Here is a 16494-nt window from a genome sequence, read left to right as displayed (position 1 = left end):
CAGGTTTCATGATTGATCTATCAAAACAATTCGCTTGGTTGATGGTAAGCCCGTTCCTAGAATGCCCGGCACCGTCCCATCCCCTGTCGATTTTTCTCCCCTGATTCCATGCACATCGCCGTCATAGGCACCGGCATCGTGGGCGCCTGCAGCGCCGCCTGGCTGCAGCGCGACGGCCACCAGATCACCTTCGTCGACCCGCTCGAGCCGGGCGAGGCCTGCTCCTTCGGCAACGCGGGCTCGCTCTCGCCCAGCGCCTGCCTGCCCGTGGGTATGCCGGGCATGTGGCGCAAGGTGCCCAAGTGGTTGCTCGACCCGCTGGGCCCGCTGACCGTGCGCACCGGCTACCTGCCGCGCGTGCTGCCCTGGCTGGTGCAGATGCTGCGCCACTCCACGCCGCAGGAGGTCACGCGCATCGCCACCGCGCTGCAGACCCTGCTGCGCCCCATCTTCGATTGCTACGGCCCGCTGCTGGACCACGCGCAGGCCAACGAACTGGTGCGCCGCACCGGCTGCCTGTACGTCTACTCCTCTCGCGAGGCCGCGGCGCAGTGGAAATGGGGCATGGACCTGCGCCGCTCGCTGGGCGTGAACCTGGTCGACGTGGAGCGCGAAGCACTCGAAGAGCTCGAACCCGACCTGAAAGGCCAGTTCCGCTTCGGCATCCTGGCGCCCGACAACGGCTCCACGCTGGACCCCTCGCAACTGGTGAAGGCGCTGGTCCGCCAGGCCCTGCGCGACGGCGCGCGCCACGACCACCGCTCGGTCACCGGCTTCGAGCGCGAGGGCCGGCGCGTGACCGGGCTGCGTCTGGACAGCGGTGAGCCGCTGGCGGTGGACGGCGTGGTGATCGCGGCCGGCGCCTGGTCCGGCGCGCTCGCGGCCCAGCTCGGCGACCGCGTGCCGCTGGAGACGCAGCGCGGCTACCACGTCACGGTGCGCAGCTCCAACCTGAAGCTGCGCCACACGGTGATGGCCTCCGAGGCCAACCTCATGATCAACCCCATGGCCATGGGCCTGCGCCTGGCCGGCACGGTGGAGTTCGCCGGCCTGCGACCCGCGCCCAACTACGAACGCGCGCAGGCCTTGCTGCGCCAGGGCCTGCGCCTGTTTCCGCACCTGGACACCTCCGAGGTGACGCAGTGGATGGGCCACCGCCCCTGCATGCCCGACAGCCTGCCGGTGATCGACCGCAGCCGCGGCGCGGACAACGCCTGGATGGCCTTCGGCCATGGCCACATGGGCATGTGCATGGGCGCCACCACCGGCCGCGAAGTCGCGCACCTGGTGGCCGGCCGCGCCACGCAGGTGGACCTGGCGCCCTTTCGCGCGTCCCGCTTCCGTTGAGGACGGCCATGAACACGCAGTGGGCCATCGGCGTGGACATGGGGGGCACCTTCATCGACGTGGTCGCCTGCTCCAGCGACGGCGAGCTGCGCGCCCTCAAACACCCGCGCGAAGCGGGTGAGCTGGTGCAGCCCATCCTGGGCGCGGTGCAGCGCCTGCTGGACGAACAGAAGATCGCGCCCGCGCAGGTGGCGCGCCTGGTGCACGGCTCCACCGTGGTCACCAACCTGCTGCTCGAACAGGACGCCGGCCCCGTGGCCGTGCTCACCAACGCCGGCCTGCGCGACGTGCTTGCGCTCGCGCGCCAGGACCGCCGCGACCTCTACACCCCGGTGGTGGCGCCGCCCACGCCCGAGCGCCGGCTGTTCCCCGCCGAACTGCGCTTCGAGATCCGGGGCCGCATCGGCGCGCGCGGCGAAGAGGTCGAGGCACCGGACCGCGAGCAGGTGGCGGCGATCGCGCGCCAGCTGCGCGCGCGCGGCATCGCCTCGGTGGCGGTGTGTCTCTTGTTCGCCCACCTGCGGCCCGCGCACGAACAACAGGTGCGCGACTGGCTGCTGCAGGCCGAGCCCGGGCTGCTGGTCTCGCTCTCCAGCGAGGTCGACCCCAAGCCGCGCGAGTTCGAACGTTTTCTGGTCACGGCCTTCGACGCCTACAGCAAGCCCCTGGTGCAGCGCTACCTGCGCACGCTGGGCGAGGCGCTGCGCGAGCGCGGCCTGCCCGAGCCCGCGCTGATGCGCTCCGAGGGCGGCATCGCGCCCTGGCCCGAGGCCGCCTCGCGCCCCATCGGCCTGGCCATGTCGGGCCCCTGCGCGGCCCTGCAAGGCGTGGCCGCGAGCCTGCCCGCCGACGAACCGCGCGTGGTGATGTCCGTGGACGTGGGCGGCACCAGCACCGACATCGGCCTGCTCGACGGCGGCCGGCCGCTGTTCACCGATGCGCTGCAGTGCGGCGAGCTCACGCTGCGCCTGCGCTGCGCCGACGTGGAATCGCTGTCCATCGGCGGCGGCAGCCTGGCCACGGTGAACGCGGGCGGCGGCCTGCGCCTGGGCCCGCGCTCCCAGGGCGCCTGGCCCGGCCCCGCGGCCTACGGCCTGGGCGGCACCGAGGCCACGCTGACCGACGCCCTGGTGCTGCTGGGCCGCCTGCCCGAGCGGCTGTCGGGCGGCGTGGCGCTGGACGCGGCGCGTGCGCGCGCCGCGATTCAGAAGGACGTGGCCGCGCCGCTGGGCCTGGACGCGCAGGACGCCGCGCGCGCCATCGTCGCCACCGCCGCCACCGCCATGGCCGAAAGCGTGAAGATGCGCGCCTTCCAGCGCGACATCCACCCCGCCGACTGCGAGCTGGTGGCCGCCGGCGGCGGCGGGGCCCAGCACGTGGCCGAGGTGGCCGAACTCGCGGGCGTGCCGCGCGTGCGCGTGATCCCCCACGCCGGCGTGATCGCCGCGCTGGGCCTGCTGGCCTCGCCGCCCACGCGCACGCTGGAATGGTCCTGCGCGCTGGCGCTCGACCACGAGGGCCTCGGCGCACTGAGCGAACGGCGCGAGGCGCTGCGCCGCTCGGTGCGCGAGGGCACGCCGCGCTGGAGCCTGGAACTGCTGATCGTGGGCCAGGGCAACCCGGTGGAGGTGCCCTGGGAGGCCGGCGACGATCTGGCCGCGCTGCGCGCGCGCTTCGCCGAGCGCTACGAGGCCCTGCGCGGACAGCTGCCCGCGCGCTTCGATGTGCAGGCCCTGCTGCTGCGCGGCGTGTTCGAACAGGCCCTGCCCCAGCCCGGCGTGGGCGCCCGGCACCTGCGCCCCGACCCCGCGCTGTGGGCCGGCTGTCCGGCCGAGGGCCTGGGCCCACGCGCGCTGTTCGCCGCCACCACCACGGTGTGGGTGCCCGCGGGCTGGCGCTGGGCGCTGGTGGCCGACGGCGCGCTGCTGCTGTCGCGCGACGGGGCCCGGGAGCCCAGTGCATGAACCACGAGCACCTGATCCTCATGGAGCCCGTGCGGCTGGCGCTGCAGGGCATCGCCGACCGCATGCAGAGCCGCATGATGCGCGCGGCCTATTCCTCCATCGCGCGCGAGGGCGGCGACTGCGCGGCCGCGGTCTTCCTGCCCGACGGCCGCCTGCTCGCGCAGGCGCGCTCGCTGCCGCTGCTGCTCGGCTCGCTCATTCCGGCGGTCGCGGGCCTGCTCCAGCGCTGCCCCGTCGAGGCCATGGCCGATGGCGATGCCTGGCTGATGAACGACCCCTGGTCGGGCGGCACGCACCTGCCCGACCTGATCGTGGTGCGGCCGGTGTTCGGCGGCGGCGCGGTGATCGCGCTGGCCGCAGCCATCCTGCACCACCAGGACGTGGGCGGCGTCGCGGCCGGCTCCATCCCGCCCGACGCGACCGAGATCTACCAGGAAGGCCTGCGCATACCGCCGGTGCGCTGGCGCGTGGCCGGCGCGCCCGATCCGCACATCGAGGCCCTGCTCACCGCCAACAGCCGCACGCCCGGCAACCTGCTGGGCGACCTGAACGCGCAATGGTCGGCCGTGAGCCTGGGCGCCGAGGAAACCGCCGCGCTGCGCGCGCGCACCGGCGCGGCTTTCGAGGCCGTGTGCGAGGCGCTGCTCGCGCAGTCCGAGCGCCTGACGCGCGAGGCCCTGCGCGCCGCGCCCGATGGCGAGTGGCACTGGCAGGACCAGCTCGATGGCGACGGCATCAGCGACACGCCGGTGCGCATCGCGGTGGCCCTGCGCAAGCGGGGCGACACGCTGCACATCGACTTCACCGGCTCCTCGCCGCAGACGCGCGGGCCGGTGAACGCCTCGCCCTCCAGCATGGTGTCGGCCATCCTGTTCTTCATGCGCTCGCTGGCGCCGCAGGCGCCCAACAACGCGGGTTGCCTGGCGCCGGCCAGCTGGGTGCTGCCCGAGGGCAGCGTGGTCAACCCGCGCCTGCCGGCCGCCGTGAATGCCCGCACCGCCACGCTCAAGCTGGCCTGCAACGCCTTGCTCGGCGCCTGGTCCTCGGGCGCGGCGCGCGAGCCCATGGCCGCCAACGCCGGCGTGGCCACGGTGCTCTCGCTCGGTGGCGCGCGCGCCGACGGTCAGCGCTGGCTGTTCACCGAGATCATCGCCAGCGGCGCCGGCGCCAGCGCGCGCGGCCACGGCACCAGCGGCGTGTCCACCGACGTGGGCAACGCGCGCAACACGCCGCTCGAGGTGATCGAGTCGGAGGCGCCGGTGCGCGTGCACTGCTACGCGATCCGCGAGGGATCGGGCGGCGCGGGCCGCTTCTGCGGCGGCCATGGCGTGCGCCGGGTGTATGAACTGCTGGAAGGCCATGGCAGCGTCTCCTACCGGGGCGAGCGCCATGTCAGCCGTGCGCGCGGCAGCGAAGGGGGCGGCGACGGCGCGCCCTCGGCCGCGCGCATCGAAAGAACCGATGGACGCGTCGACGTGCTGCCCGCGAGGGCGCGCGTCGACTGGTCCGCGGGAGACAGGCTCGTCATAGAAACGGCCGGAGGAGGCGCATGGGGCGAGGCCATGCCACGCCAATGAACCCACCCATTTGAAAGAGAGATCCCCGATGAAACGTTTCGCCCTCAACCGCAGAACCCTGGTCAGCGCGCTGGCCGCGGGCACCACCCTGGGCCTGGCCGCGCTCACCCCGCTGGCCGCGTCCGCGCAGGACGCCTACCCGAGCAAGATCGTTCGCATCGTCGTGCCCTTCCCGCCCGGCGGCAGCACCGACCTGCTGGCGCGCAAGCTCGGCGAGAAACTCGCCGCGCAATGGAAGCAGACCGTCATCGTGGACAACCGCCCCGGCGCGGGCGGCACGGTGGGCGCGGACCACGTGTCCAAGTCGGCCCCCGACGGCTACACGCTGCTGCTGGGCGTGACCGGCAGCAACGGCATCGCCGGCTCGCTGTACCCCAACCTGCCCTACGACCCGGTGAAGGGCTTCACGCCCGTGACGGCCGTGGTGACCGCACCGCTGCTGCTGGTGAAGGGCGAGCGCGTGGCCGCCAAGACGGTGGCCGAGCTGGTGGCCGCCGCCAAGGCCAAGCCAGGCTCCATCACCTACGGCTCGCCGGGCACGGGCACGTCCATGCACCTCACGGGCGAGATGTTCGAGCTGGCGACCAAGACCGCGCTGCTGCACATCCCCTACCGCGGCAGCGCCGGCGCGCTGAGCGACCTCATGGGCGGCCAGATCGACCTGATGTTCGGCGACATCCTGGTGGTGATGCCGCAGATCGAGGCCAAGAAGCTCACGCCGATCGCCGTCACCTCCAAGGAACGCCACCCCATGTTCCCCAACGTGCCCACCGTGGCCGAGAGCGGCTATCCGGGCTTCGAGGCGCTGTCGTGGCAGGGCCTGTTCGCGCCGCCCGGCACGCCCGCGGCCATCGTCGACAAGCTCAACAAGGACGTGAACGCCGCGCTGGCCAGCGCCGACATCCAGGAGTACTTCGTCTCGCGCGGCTTCAAGCTCGGCGGCAGCGGCGCGGCCGAGTACAAGGCCTTCATCGAGGCCGAGAACAAGAAGTGGGCCACCATCGTGAAGACCGCTGGCGTCAAGCCCGACTGAGTCCCGCCCAGCGATGCCGAGCAACCCCGACATCCGCCACATCGGCCCGCCCGTTCAGCGGGCCGGCGTGGTGCAACCGATCTCGCCCGCCGTGGTGGCCGATCAGCGCCTGGTCTTCGTCGCCGGCCAGGTGCCCATGCGCAACGGCCAGCCCGCGGGCGAGGACATCGTGAGCCAGACGCACTACACGATCGACCTGATCGAAGACATCCTGCGCCGCGCCGGCTGCACGCTGGCCGACGTGGTGAAGACCACCGTGTGGCTGGTCGACGGCCAGGACTACCCCGGCTTCAACGCGGCCTACGCCGAGCGCTTCCCGGCCGCCACGGCGCCGGCGCGCTCGACCGTGATCGCCGGCCTGATCGCGCCGGTGCGCGTGGAGATCGAGGCGGTGGCGCTCAAGCCGCGGGCCTGAGTCCGCGCCGGCGGTCCCCGGGGCGGGCGAGCTATCATGCCCGCCCGCCATGACCGCAGCAGCCCCACCCCCGGCGCGACGCCCCGCGCGCGAAAGCCGCCAGCGCATCCTCGCCGCCATCCGCGAAGCCGCCATCCAGGAGTTCAGCCTGCACGGCCTCAAGGGCACGTCCACGCAGGCCATCGCCGAACGCGCGGGCCTCACCAAGCCCCAGCTGCACTACTACATCGCCGGCAAGGAGGAGCTCTACGCCGAGCTGCTCGACTCCGTGATGATGGCCTGGAAGATCCAGTTCGCCCCGCCCGGCATGACCGAGCCGGCCGAGATCCTGGCCCACTACATCCGCCTGAAGCTGGACCACGCCTTCGACCAGCCCACCGTCTCGCGCATCTTCACGCGTGAAATCCTGGACGGCGGCCACAACCTTGACCGCTACTGGCCCAAGGCACGGATCTGGGTCGAGGAAGAGGTGGCCATCATCAACGGCTGGATGGCGCGCGGCCTGATGCGGCCCATGAACGCCCACCTGCTGCTCATGCACATCTGGGCCATGACGCAGCACCACGCCGACTTCGCGCTGCAGGTGCGCGAGATCTGCGGCCAGGGGCCCCATGCGCCGCTGGACCGCGAGGCCGTGGCCAGCGAGCTGATCCCCTTCGTGCTGCGCGGCTGCGGCCTGCTGCCCCCCTGAGCGCCGCCCCGCGGCCCCGGCGCCCTCCCTTCTTGCTTCGGGTATTCCCGCCTGTGCAGGCGCGGTTCCGTCTCTATACTGACCAATTGGTCAAAGTATTCGGTCAAAATTGAACGCCCCCGACACCACGGCCCTGCCGGCCGCCCTTTCCGCCGACCCCACCCGGGGAGAATTCACCGTCCGCGTGGCCCGCGTGCTGCGCCACACCGCCGAGGTGAGCGGCTATCGGCTGGAGCGCTGCGACGGCCAGGCGCTGCCCGCCGCCGAAGCCGGCGCCCACATCGATCTCTACCTGCCCGGCGGCCTGGCGCGCAGCTACTCGCTCTGCGGCGAGCCGGCGCTGAGCGCCGAAGGCTATGAGATCGCGGTCAAGCGCGAGGACGCCGGCCGCGGCGGCTCGCGCGCGGTGCACGAGCATCTGCGCGAAGGCCGGCTGCTGCGCATCGGCCGCCCGCGCTGCCTGTTCCCGCTGGCGCCCCAGGCGCCGCACCACCGGCTGCTGGGCGGCGGCATCGGCGTGACGCCGCTGGTGGCCATGGCCCACGCCCTGCATGCGCGCGGCGCGGCCTTCGACCTGCACGTGTTCGTGCGCAGCGCCGAGCACCTGCCGCTGCGCGCGGCGCTGGAGGCCGCGCCCTGGCGCGGGTGCGTGACGGTGCACCGCGACGACGCGCCCGCCACGCGCACCGACCCCGCCGCCCTGGTGGCCCAGGCGCCGGCCGGCGCGCACCTCTACTACTGCGGTCCCGAGGGCTTCATGGCCGCCCTGCGCGAAGCCAGCCGCGACTGGCCGGCCGAGCGCGTGCACTTCGAGCACTTCGGCGCGCCCCCGGCAGCGGCCACGCCCGGCACCGGCGCCGGCTTCGAGCTGATCCTGGCGCGGCGCCAGCAGCGCCTGCACGTGCCCGCGGGCAAGAGCATCGCGATGGTGTTGCACGGCGCGGGCATTCCGGTGGACACGGTCTGCGAGCAGGGCATCTGCGCGTCCTGCATCACGCCCTACCTCGATGGCACGCCCGACCACCAGGACAGCTGCCTCACCGACGAGGAGCGCGCCACGCACGTGGCGGTGTGCTGCGCGCGCGCGCTCACGCCCACCCTCACGCTGGACATCTGACACGGTGCACACGAGCCCCGCATGAACCCCCAGCCCCCCGCGCCCGACACCGACACGCCCGCCGCGCTGCATGGCGCGCGCCTGCCGCGCTGGTTGCTGCCCGCCGACTGGCCGACGCACGAAGGCCGACCCGCGCTCGCGCGCCTCGAACTGGCCGACGGCCGCATCGCCCGCGTGCGCCCGCTGCCCACCGCCGAGGGGCCCGCCGGCCAGGCGCGCTGGGACCTGCACGGCGCGCCGGTGCTGCCCGGCTTCGTGGAAGCCCACGCCCACCTCGACAAGGCCTTCATCGGCCCCCGCCTGGGCGCGGTGCGCCCGGGCCTGCTCGGCGCCATCGAGGCGGTGATCGCCGACCGCGAGCGCTGGACGCGCGAGGACCTGCGCGCGCGCATGCGGCGCGGCCTGCACTGGGCCTGGCAGGCCGGCACCACGCGGCTGCGCACGCACATCGACTGGTGGGACCCGCAGGCCACGCCACTGGCCTGGGAGGTGATGGGCGAGCTCGCGCACGAATGGCGCGATCGCCTGGCGATCGAGCGCGTCGCGCTGGTCAAGCTCGGCCCCTGCGAGGACCGCGCCGTGGCGCAGGCCCTGGCCAGGCGCATCGCCGCCGACGGACCGGGTGCCCTGCTGGGCGGCTTCGTGCACAGCAGCCAGTGGAACCCCGGCGCGCTGCGCGAACTGCTGCGCGCCGCGCAGGACGCGGGCCTGGACCTCGACCTGCACGTGGACGAAGAGCTCAACCCCGACGCCGAGGGCCTGGCCTGGCTCGCCCGCAACCTGCGCGCCACGCGCTTCGACGGCCGCGTGGTCTGCGGCCACACCTGCGCGCTGGCGGCCCAGCCGGAATCGCGCGCGCTGGCCACGCTGGACGCGGTGGCGCGCGCGCCCATCACCCTGGTGTCGCTGCCCATCACCAACCTGCTGCTGCAGGACGCCGCCACCGGCCGCACGCCGCGCCAGCGCGGCCTCACCCTCATCAAGGAAGCGCGCGCGCGCGGCATCCCGCTGCTGATCGGCAGCGACAACGTGCAGGACCCGTTCTGCCGCGTCGGCAGCCTCGACCCGGTCGAGGCCATGCAGGCCGCGGTGCTCGCTGGCCAGCTCGACGAGGCCTTCGACCACTGGTCGATGGCCGTGTGCCGCCCCGACTGGCTGGGCCGCGAGGCACCGGCCGCCGCGCCCGGCCTCGAAGGCCGGCCCGCCGACCTGGTGATCTTCGACCGCGCCGAAGCCACGGCCTGGCCCTCACGCGCCGCGCCGCGCCGCGTGCTGCGCGGCGGCCGCGCCATCGACACCGACACCGACACCAGCGACAGCGGCACCCCCGCGCGCTGAACCCGCCACCCCCCAGAGAACCCCACCCATGCTGCACGGCTACTTCCCCCCGCACCGCTTCCTGCCCTACCTGAGCTGGACCGAAATCACCGCCCTGCCCGAGCGCGAGAACACCGTCATCGTGCTGCCCGTGGGCGCCACCGAGCAGCACGGCCCGCACCTGCCCTGCTCGGTCGACACCGTGATCGCGGCCGGCGTGATCGGCAAGGCCTTCGAGCGCCTGCCCGCCGAGGTGCGCGCCTTCGGCCTGCCGCCCATCAGCTACGGCAAGTCCGAGGAGCACCTGCACTTCGCCGGCACCATGACGCTGAGCGGCACCACGCTGCTCTCCACCATGATCGAGCTCGGCGAATCGGTCTACCGCTCGGGCTTTCGCAAGCTGGTCTTCGCCAACGGCCACGGCGGCCAGCCCCAGGTGCTGGAGATGGCCGCGCGCGAGCTGCGCCTGCGCCACGGCGACTTCGTCATCGTGCCCTTCGGCGTTTCGCGCGTGCCCAACGTGTCCGGGCAGTTCATCAGCGACCAGGAACGCAAGCAGTCCATGCACGCGGGCCATTCCGAGACCGCGCTCATGCTCGCGCTGGCGCCCGACACCGTGCACATGGAGCGCGCCGAGGCCGCCTTCCCGCCGGTCTTCCCCTCCAAGATCCTCTCGCCCGACGGCCGCCCCGCCTGCGCCTGGGTGGCGCGCGATTTCGGCCCCAGCGGCGTGATCGGCGATCCCACCACGGCCACGCGCGAGCAGGGCGAGGCCATCCTCGACAGCCTGGCCAACAGCTGGGTCCAGGCCATCACCGAGCTGCACGCCATGCAATGGGTCGTGCGCGAACAAACCACCTGGGAGCGCGGCCACCACACGGGCCACATCCAGCAGACCCTGGCCGACTGAGGCCACCCACCGATCCCGTCCCCACCACCCCCAAGCCAGAAAGGCCCGCCATGACCTCTCGCCCCCTGTTCCGCCTGCGCCGCGCGCTCGGTGCCACCGCCCTCGGCCTGCTGGGCCTCGCCCCCAGCGCGCAGGCCCAGGAGAAGTTCACCTTCATGACCAACTGGTACGCGCAGGCCGAGCACGGCGGCTTCTATACCGCCCTGGCCACCGGGCTCTACAAGAAGCACGGCCTGGACGTGAGCCTGCGCATGGGCGGCCCACAGGTGAACATCCTGCAGATCATGGGCGCGGGCCAGACCGACTGCATCATGGGCGCCACCGACACGCAGATGATGGTCGCGCGCAACAACGGCCTGCCCATCGTCACCGTGGCCGCGGTCTTCCAGAAGGACCCGCAGGTGCTCATCGCGCACGAGCAGGTGAAGTCCTTCGAGGACATGAAGGACAAGACCATCCTGATCGCGCCCACCGCCATGCGCGGCTACTGGTCCTGGCTCAAGGGCAAGTACGGTTTCAAGGACTCGCAGGTGCGGCCCTACACCTACAACATCCAGCCCTTCGTGGCCGACAAGAACATCGTGCAGATGGGCTATCTCTCGTCCGAGCCCTTCGCCATCCAGAAGCAGGGCATCAAGGCCAACACCTTCCTGCTCGCCGACCACGGCTACCCCCCGTACGCCAACACCATCTCCTGCATGGACAAGACGGTGAAGGAGCGCCGCCAGGCCGTGGCTGCCTTCGTGCGCGCCAGCGCCGAGGGCTGGAAGGCCTACCTCGCCGACCCCAGCGCCGGCAACGCGCTCATCAAGAAGGACAACCCCAACATGACCGACGAGCAGCTCGCCTACGGCGTCGGCAAGCTCAAGGAGATGGGGATCATCACCAGCGGCGACGCGCAGAAGCTGGGCATCGGCGTCATCACGCGCGAACGCCTGCTCAAGACGCACGCCTTCCTGGTGGACAACCAGCTCATCGACCCGGCCAAGGTCAACCTCGACCAGGCCTACGACTTCGACCTGATCCGCGACATCAAGGTCCTGCCCTGAGCCTTTCCCCGGCCCGCGCCGCTTCGTGGCGCGGGCCCTTCTCTTTCCAAGAACCCGCACCCAACAATGACCAGCCCGCCCTCGCCTGCCGCTGCGCCCCCTGTGGCCATCGACATCCGACAAGTCCAGAAAACCTACCCCAACGGCACCGTGGCCCTGCAGCCGGTGGACCTGAGCGTTCGCGAGGGTGAGTTCGTCACCCTGCTCGGCCCCTCGGGCTGCGGCAAGAGCACGCTGCTCAAGATGATCGCGGGCCTGCTGGAGCCCAGCAGCGGCAGCCTCAAGCTCTGGGGCGAGGGCGTGAACCAGCTCGAACGCTCGGGCCACCGCCTGTCCTTCGTCTTCCAGGCGCCCACGCTCATGCCCTGGGCCAACGTGCAGACCAATGTGCGCCTGCCGCTGGACCTGGCCGGCGTGCCGCGCGCCGAGGCCGACGCCCGCGTGGCCGACGCGCTCGCGCTGGTGGGCCTGTCCAAGTTCGCCAAGGTGCTGCCGCGCTCGCTCTCGGGCGGCATGCAGATGCGCGTGTCCATCGCGCGCGGCCTGGTGGTGGAGCCCACGCTGCTGCTCATGGACGAGCCGTTCGGCGCGCTCGACGAGATCACGCGCCACAAGCTCGACGCCGACCTGCTGGAGCTCTGGCAGAAGAAGAACCTCACCGTCGTCTTCGTCACGCACTCCATCCACGAGTCGGTGTTCCTCTCCAGCCGCGTGGTGATGATGGCCGCGCGCCCGGGCCGCATCGTGGAGGAATTCCGCATCGACGAACCCTATCCCCGCCGCCCCGAGTTCATGGTCAGCACCGACTTCAGCCACCACGCGAAGAACCTGCAGGACAGCCTGCACCGCGCCAGCCGCGACACCCAGGAAACCAACGAGGAGGTGTCGCAATGAACACCGTGCCCCAACCCTCCCTGCTCGCCCAGCCGCGCGTGCAGCGCGTCCTCTACCCCTCGCTGGTCGCGGTGGTGCTGATCGCGCTGTGGCAGGCGCTGGTCGTCGGCCTGGCGCTGCCGCCCTACCTCATCCCCTCGCCGCTGCTGATGATGCAGACCCTGATCGGCGACTGGGGCACACTGTTCGACTCGCTGATGATCACCATGAAGATCACGGTGCTGTCCTTCATCGTCGCGGTGGTGGTCGGCGTGCTGATCTCCTTCCTGTTCGTGCAGAGCCGCCTGATCGAGACCGCGCTGTTCCCCTACGCGGTGCTGCTGCAGGTCACGCCCATCGTGGCCATCGCCCCGCTGATCATCATCTGGGTCAAGCAGCCCACGGCCTCGCTGGTGGTCTGTGCCACGCTGGTCGCGCTGTTCCCCATCATCTCGAACACCACCCTGGGCCTGCGCAGCGTCGACCCCGACCTGCAGGCCTACTTCAAGATGAACCGCGCCTCGCGCGCGCAGATGCTCTGGCGCCTGCGCATCCCCAGCGCCCTGCCCTACTTCTTCGGCGGCCTGCGCATCTCCTCGGGCCTGGCGTTGATCGGTGCCGTGGTGGCCGAGTTTGTCGCCGGCACCGGCGGCACCAACACCGGCCTGGCCTACCAGATCCTGATGGCCGGCTACCAGCTCGACATCCCACGCATGTTCGCCGCCCTGCTGCTCATCTCGCTGGCCGGCGTGTTCCTGTTCGTGCTCATGGCCTGGCTCACCAAGCTCGCGCTCGGCTCCTGGCACGCCAGCGAGATCGCGCAGGATTGAACACCCCCGCCGCGCTTCGCGCGTCCCCCTCAAGGGGGCGGCACCTGCGGCCCGGCAGAGCCGGTTCCGCGGTGCCCTCGACGAGGCACGGCTGACGCAAGGAATCTGAATGAACGCTTCCATCCAATCGCTCCAGCAGGAGCTGCCCGATCTTGACTGGGTCACCGACCCCATCAAGGTCGGCCGGCTGTCGCAGGACTTCTCCTGGTTCAGCCCCGTGCTCAAGCGCCAGCTGCTGGGCAAGCGCGGCGACATCGCCGCGCGCCCGCGCACCGAAGACGAGCTGCGCCGCCTGGCCTCGGCCTGCGCGCGCCTGGGCGTGCCGCTCACGCCGCGCGGCAGCGGCACCGGCAACTACGGCCAGTGCGTGCCGCTGCACGGCGGCGTGCTGCTCGACATGAGCGGCTACAACCAGTTTCTGTGGGCGCGTCCCGGCGTGGGCCGCGCGCAGGCCGGCATCCGCATCGGCGACTTCGATGCCGCCGCGCGCCCGAGCGGCTGGGAGCTGCGCTGCATCCCCTCCACCTTCCGCACGGCCTCGCTCGGCGGCCTGTTCAGCGGCGGCTTTGGCGGCGCGGGCTCCATCAACTACGGCCCCATCGGCGCGCCTGGCAACATCCTCGGCGTGCGCGCCATGAGCGTCGAGGCCGAGCCCCAGGTGGTGGAGCTGCGCGGCCCCGAAGCCCTGCTGCTGCACCACCTGTGGGGCACCAACGGCCTGGTGCTGGAAGTGGAAATGGCCCTGGCGCCGGCGCATCCCTGGCTGGAGATGATCGTCGCCTTCGACGACATGGACCGCGCGCTGACCTTCGGCAACGCGCTCGCGCACGCGCCGGGCATCGTCAAGAAGAACATCGCCCTGCTGGCCGACCCGATCCCGGGCTACATGGCGCCGCTGGCCGAGCACCTGCCGCAGGGCTGCCACGCCGCGCTGCTGCTGGTGGCCGAGTTCTCGGAAGCCGCCGCGCTGCAGCTGGTGGCCGCGCACGGCGGACGCATCACCTACCGCCGCACCGCCGACGAGGTGCAGGCCCAGCACCACACGCTGCTGGAGTACTGCTGGAACCACACCACGCTGAACGCGCTGAAGGCCGACAAGGGCCTGACCTACCTGCAGACCACCTTCACGCCCGGCAAGCACCTGGACCAGGTGCGCACCATCCAATCGCTGTTCGGCGACGAGGTGCTGATGCACGTGGAGTTCCTGCGCAGCATGGACGGCTTCACCACCTGCACCTCGCTGCCGCTGGTGCGCTTCAGCACCGAGGAGCGGCTGAACCAGATCATCCAGACCTTCCGCGACAACGGCATCCGCGTGAACAACCCGCACACCTACATCATTGAAGAAGGCAAGGTGGGCGGCGACCTGCCGCAAAGCGTGATCGACATGAAGCAGCGCTTCGACCCCGCGGGTCTGCTGAACCCGGGCAAGATGCGCGCCTGGAAGCTGCCCCACTGAGCGAGGAGGTTCTCCATGAGCACCGGCCAACCCATGGCCCGCTACGCCGCCGCGCGGCGCGTGGGCGACATCGTCTTCATGAGCGGCGTGGTCGCCGTCAACCCCGCGACGCGCGAGGCCGTGCGGCGCTACGAGGACCTGCCCGAGGCCGCCCGCACGGCGCTGCGCGCGCTGGGCTACGACACCGGGCAGATGTCGGTCGACATCTTCGAGGCGCCCATCGTGGCGCAGAGCTGGCTGGTGCTCGACCGCATCCGCCAGCTGGCCGAGGAACATGGCGGGCGCATGGCCGACGTGGTCAAGCTGGTGCAGTACTTCCGCGAACTGCGCGACTACGCGCCCTACAACCGCGTGCGCGGCCTGTTCTACCCGGACGAGCCGCCGGTGAGCACGGTGGTGGAGGTCTCGCGCTTCCTGCCGGGCGACGAGGTGCTGGTGGAGGTGGAGGCCACCATGGTCCTGCCGCGCTGAGCTCGGCGGGCGTTCACTGATCGAGCCGCTTCGCGCGCTCGGCCGGCATCTCGAGCGCCTTCTGCAGGTCCTGCTGCACCTGCTGCTGGGTGCGCTGGGCGTTCTCCAGCTCCTGCTGCTTCACGGCGGCGCCGGTGGCGGCCGAGCCCACCGCATCCGCGCCGCAGGCGGCGAGCAGCAGCGCAAGGCACAGGGCACCGGCGCGGGTGATCGAGCCGGTATTCATCGCGAACCACCGGCCAGGGACAGCGTTCGGGTGAACGCCGGCACCCAGCGGTCGCACAGCCGCTGCACGCCGGTGCCGAGCAGCAGCACCGCGGCCCAGGCCAGTGCCGTCCACAGCCAGGCCTGGCCCAGGCCGCCGCGGTCGAGCCGCTCCCACAGGCCGCTGACCACGATGATCACCGCGAAGTGGCAGACGAAGACGCTGTAGGACACGTCGCTGAGGTGCTCCACCGCGCGGCGCACCGGACCCAGGACGGCGCGCCAGGAAAGGTGCGAGCCCGCGTACAGGGCCAGCGCGGTCGCCAGGGCCAGGATGGGCCGGGCCCGCGGGTCCTGCAGCCAGTCCAGGGCCAGCAGCGCGGCCACCAGCCACCAGCACAGGGCCGCCCGCGCGCCGCCGCGCGCCCAGGCCGCCAACGCGCCCAGGCCGTAGGCCGAGAGAAAGTAGATGGCCCAGACGTCCAGCGTCGGCCGGCGGCTGAACACCTCGATGGACGCCACCGTGGCGACGGCCACCACCAGGGGCACGAAAGAATCGGCCAAGGGCGTGGACGAGCGCGCCGCGAAGCAGGCCAGCAGGGCGAACAGGCCGAACAGCTGCAGGTCGATGGCCACGTACCAGGCGCCGGCCGACAGCGAAGGCACGCCCAGCACGTCTTGCAGGAAGAACAGGTGCGCGAGGAACTGGCCCACCGAGGGCAGGGGCGAGACCCAGTCGTGCTGCGCCAGCTCCGGGCCCAGCCAGCCGGTGGCCAGCACCACCAGCGCCAGCGCGACCAGGAACTGGGGCACCAGGCGCAGGTAGCGTTGCCAGATCAGCGGCACCGGGGCGAGGTCGCGCCGCTTGCTGAGCGATTGCGCGGTGAGAAAGCCGCCGATGACCAGAAAGGGCTGCACCGCGTAACGGCCGTCCTCGTACAGAAACTGCACCAGCCGCGGCCAGGCGTCCGCGATCCAGTCGGTCATGGGCGCGTAGAGCGAGAGGTGGTGCAGCACGATGAGCTGCGAGGCCAGGGCCTTGAGGCTGTCGATCAACGCGGAGCGGTTCATCTGGCTGCGAGCTGCGGGAGAGACCTGGAAAGCAAAACGCCCAACCGGAAGGGTTGGGCGTTGAATCTTGGTGGCCTGGGGCGGAATCGAACCACCGACACGCGGATTTTCAATCCGCTGCTCTACCAACTGAGCTACCGGGCCTTGGGAAGCCCAGGAGTATAGC

The 16494-nt window shown here is 71.8% G+C and carries 16 protein-coding genes and 1 tRNA gene; 14 read left to right on the top strand and 3 right to left on the bottom strand.

The genetic code is table 11. The features are described from left to right. The first annotated feature begins 108 nt into the window (after positions 1-108). From DY262_RS08815 to DY262_RS08750, 14 genes are all read left to right on the top strand, one after another. On the top strand, positions 109-1347 hold the full coding sequence (locus DY262_RS08815) for an NAD(P)/FAD-dependent oxidoreductase (protein ID WP_116958565.1): 1239 nt from the start codon (positions 109-111) through the stop codon (positions 1345-1347). Positions 1348-1355: 8 nt separating this feature from the next. Further along, positions 1356-3311 carry a hydantoinase/oxoprolinase family protein gene (locus DY262_RS08810; RefSeq protein WP_116958564.1) on the top strand — a complete coding sequence of 652 codons (1956 nt, stop codon included), beginning with the start codon at positions 1356-1358 and terminating at the stop codon, positions 3309-3311. Continuing rightward, positions 3308-4888, top strand: coding sequence for a hydantoinase B/oxoprolinase family protein (locus DY262_RS08805; RefSeq protein ID WP_116958563.1), 1581 nt, complete (start codon positions 3308-3310; stop codon positions 4886-4888). The genes DY262_RS08810 and DY262_RS08805 overlap by 4 nt, the downstream gene beginning before the upstream one ends. Before the next feature lie 28 nt (positions 4889-4916). Beyond that, entirely contained in the window at positions 4917-5921 is a 1005-nt protein-coding gene (locus tag DY262_RS08800; protein WP_116958562.1) for a Bug family tripartite tricarboxylate transporter substrate binding protein, read from the top strand. Between the two features lie 13 nt (positions 5922-5934). Next, a complete protein-coding gene (locus DY262_RS08795; RefSeq protein WP_116958561.1) occupies positions 5935-6336 on the top strand; it encodes a RidA family protein in 402 nt (133 codons plus the stop codon). Between the two features lie 49 nt (positions 6337-6385). After that, the gene (locus DY262_RS08790) at positions 6386-7027 is read left to right on the top strand and encodes a TetR family transcriptional regulator C-terminal domain-containing protein (protein WP_116958560.1); all 642 of its coding nucleotides are present in this window, start codon (positions 6386-6388) and stop codon (positions 7025-7027) included. A 109-nt stretch (positions 7028-7136) separates the two neighbouring features. Continuing rightward, positions 7137-8144, top strand: coding sequence for a PDR/VanB family oxidoreductase (locus DY262_RS08785; RefSeq protein ID WP_116958559.1), 1008 nt, complete (start codon positions 7137-7139; stop codon positions 8142-8144). A 21-nt stretch (positions 8145-8165) separates the two neighbouring features. Further along, positions 8166-9482 carry an amidohydrolase family protein gene (locus DY262_RS08780; protein WP_116958558.1) on the top strand — a complete coding sequence of 439 codons (1317 nt, stop codon included), beginning with the start codon at positions 8166-8168 and terminating at the stop codon, positions 9480-9482. 28 nt (positions 9483-9510) lie between these two features. Next, positions 9511-10371 carry a creatininase family protein gene (locus DY262_RS08775; protein ID WP_116958557.1) on the top strand — a complete coding sequence of 287 codons (861 nt, stop codon included), beginning with the start codon at positions 9511-9513 and terminating at the stop codon, positions 10369-10371. 50 nt (positions 10372-10421) lie between these two features. Further along, positions 10422-11420, top strand: coding sequence for an ABC transporter substrate-binding protein (locus tag DY262_RS08770; RefSeq protein WP_116958556.1), 999 nt, complete (start codon positions 10422-10424; stop codon positions 11418-11420). Positions 11421-11486: 66 nt separating this feature from the next. Further along, positions 11487-12314: an ABC transporter ATP-binding protein gene (locus DY262_RS08765; protein WP_116958555.1), complete on the top strand. Its 828-nt coding sequence runs from the start codon at positions 11487-11489 to the stop codon at positions 12312-12314. Further along, positions 12311-13123, top strand: a complete 813-nt coding sequence (locus DY262_RS08760; protein ID WP_181936457.1) for an ABC transporter permease — start codon at positions 12311-12313, stop codon at positions 13121-13123. The genes DY262_RS08765 and DY262_RS08760 overlap by 4 nt, the downstream gene beginning before the upstream one ends. A 109-nt stretch (positions 13124-13232) precedes the next feature. Beyond that, a complete protein-coding gene (locus tag DY262_RS08755; RefSeq protein ID WP_116958554.1) occupies positions 13233-14582 on the top strand; it encodes an FAD-binding oxidoreductase in 1350 nt (449 codons plus the stop codon). Between the two features lie 15 nt (positions 14583-14597). Then, a complete protein-coding gene (locus DY262_RS08750) occupies positions 14598-15053 on the top strand; it encodes a RidA family protein (protein WP_116958553.1) in 456 nt (151 codons plus the stop codon). Between the two features lie 13 nt (positions 15054-15066). On the opposite strand, the gene DY262_RS08745 is transcribed toward DY262_RS08750, so the two are convergent. The 3 genes from DY262_RS08745 to DY262_RS08735 form a co-directional block, all read right to left on the bottom strand. Beyond that, on the bottom strand, positions 15067-15279 hold the full coding sequence (locus tag DY262_RS08745; RefSeq protein ID WP_116958552.1) for a hypothetical protein: 213 nt from the start codon (positions 15277-15279) through the stop codon (positions 15067-15069). Beyond that, positions 15276-16328 (bottom strand): acyltransferase family protein, encoded by a 1053-nt coding sequence (locus DY262_RS08740; RefSeq protein ID WP_116958551.1) that lies wholly within the window; start codon positions 16326-16328, stop codon positions 15276-15278. The genes DY262_RS08745 and DY262_RS08740 overlap by 4 nt, the downstream gene beginning before the upstream one ends. Positions 16329-16396: 68 nt before the next feature. Next, positions 16397-16472, bottom strand: a tRNA-Phe gene (locus DY262_RS08735). Between the last annotated feature and the right edge of the window lie 22 nt (positions 16473-16494).

This window comes from Hydrogenophaga borbori (assembly GCF_003417535.1).
GTDB classification, from domain to species: Bacteria; Pseudomonadota; Gammaproteobacteria; order Burkholderiales; family Burkholderiaceae_C; genus Hydrogenophaga; species Hydrogenophaga borbori.
Note: the sequence above shows the minus strand (reverse complement) of the source record. Positions and strands in the feature narration are given on the sequence as shown.

What these genes read in the sequence shown, in the direction of transcription:
- DY262_RS08790 (WP_116958560.1), top strand. Translation starts at nt 6,386, where the DNA reads ATGACCGCAGCAGCCCCACCCCCGGCGCGACGCCCCGCGCGCGAAAGC.
- DY262_RS08810 (WP_116958564.1), top strand. Translation starts at nt 1,356, where the DNA reads ATGAACACGCAGTGGGCCATCGGCGTGGACATGGGGGGCACCTTCATC.
- DY262_RS08780 (WP_116958558.1), top strand. Translation starts at nt 8,166, where the DNA reads ATGAACCCCCAGCCCCCCGCGCCCGACACCGACACGCCCGCCGCGCTG.
- DY262_RS08800 (WP_116958562.1), top strand. Translation starts at nt 4,917, where the DNA reads ATGAAACGTTTCGCCCTCAACCGCAGAACCCTGGTCAGCGCGCTGGCC.
- DY262_RS08765 (WP_116958555.1), top strand. Translation starts at nt 11,487, where the DNA reads ATGACCAGCCCGCCCTCGCCTGCCGCTGCGCCCCCTGTGGCCATCGAC.
- DY262_RS08775 (WP_116958557.1), top strand. Translation starts at nt 9,511, where the DNA reads ATGCTGCACGGCTACTTCCCCCCGCACCGCTTCCTGCCCTACCTGAGC.
- DY262_RS08750 (WP_116958553.1), top strand. Translation starts at nt 14,598, where the DNA reads ATGAGCACCGGCCAACCCATGGCCCGCTACGCCGCCGCGCGGCGCGTG.
- DY262_RS08755 (WP_116958554.1), top strand. Translation starts at nt 13,233, where the DNA reads ATGAACGCTTCCATCCAATCGCTCCAGCAGGAGCTGCCCGATCTTGAC.
- DY262_RS08805 (WP_116958563.1), top strand. Translation starts at nt 3,308, where the DNA reads ATGAACCACGAGCACCTGATCCTCATGGAGCCCGTGCGGCTGGCGCTG.
- DY262_RS08760 (WP_181936457.1), top strand. Translation starts at nt 12,311, where the DNA reads ATGAACACCGTGCCCCAACCCTCCCTGCTCGCCCAGCCGCGCGTGCAG.
- DY262_RS08795 (WP_116958561.1), top strand. Translation starts at nt 5,935, where the DNA reads ATGCCGAGCAACCCCGACATCCGCCACATCGGCCCGCCCGTTCAGCGG.
- DY262_RS08740 (WP_116958551.1), bottom strand. Translation starts at nt 16,328, where the DNA reads ATGAACCGCTCCGCGTTGATCGACAGCCTCAAGGCCCTGGCCTCGCAG.
- DY262_RS08745 (WP_116958552.1), bottom strand. Translation starts at nt 15,279, where the DNA reads ATGAATACCGGCTCGATCACCCGCGCCGGTGCCCTGTGCCTTGCGCTG.
- DY262_RS08815 (WP_116958565.1), top strand. Translation starts at nt 109, where the DNA reads ATGCACATCGCCGTCATAGGCACCGGCATCGTGGGCGCCTGCAGCGCC.
- DY262_RS08770 (WP_116958556.1), top strand. Translation starts at nt 10,422, where the DNA reads ATGACCTCTCGCCCCCTGTTCCGCCTGCGCCGCGCGCTCGGTGCCACC.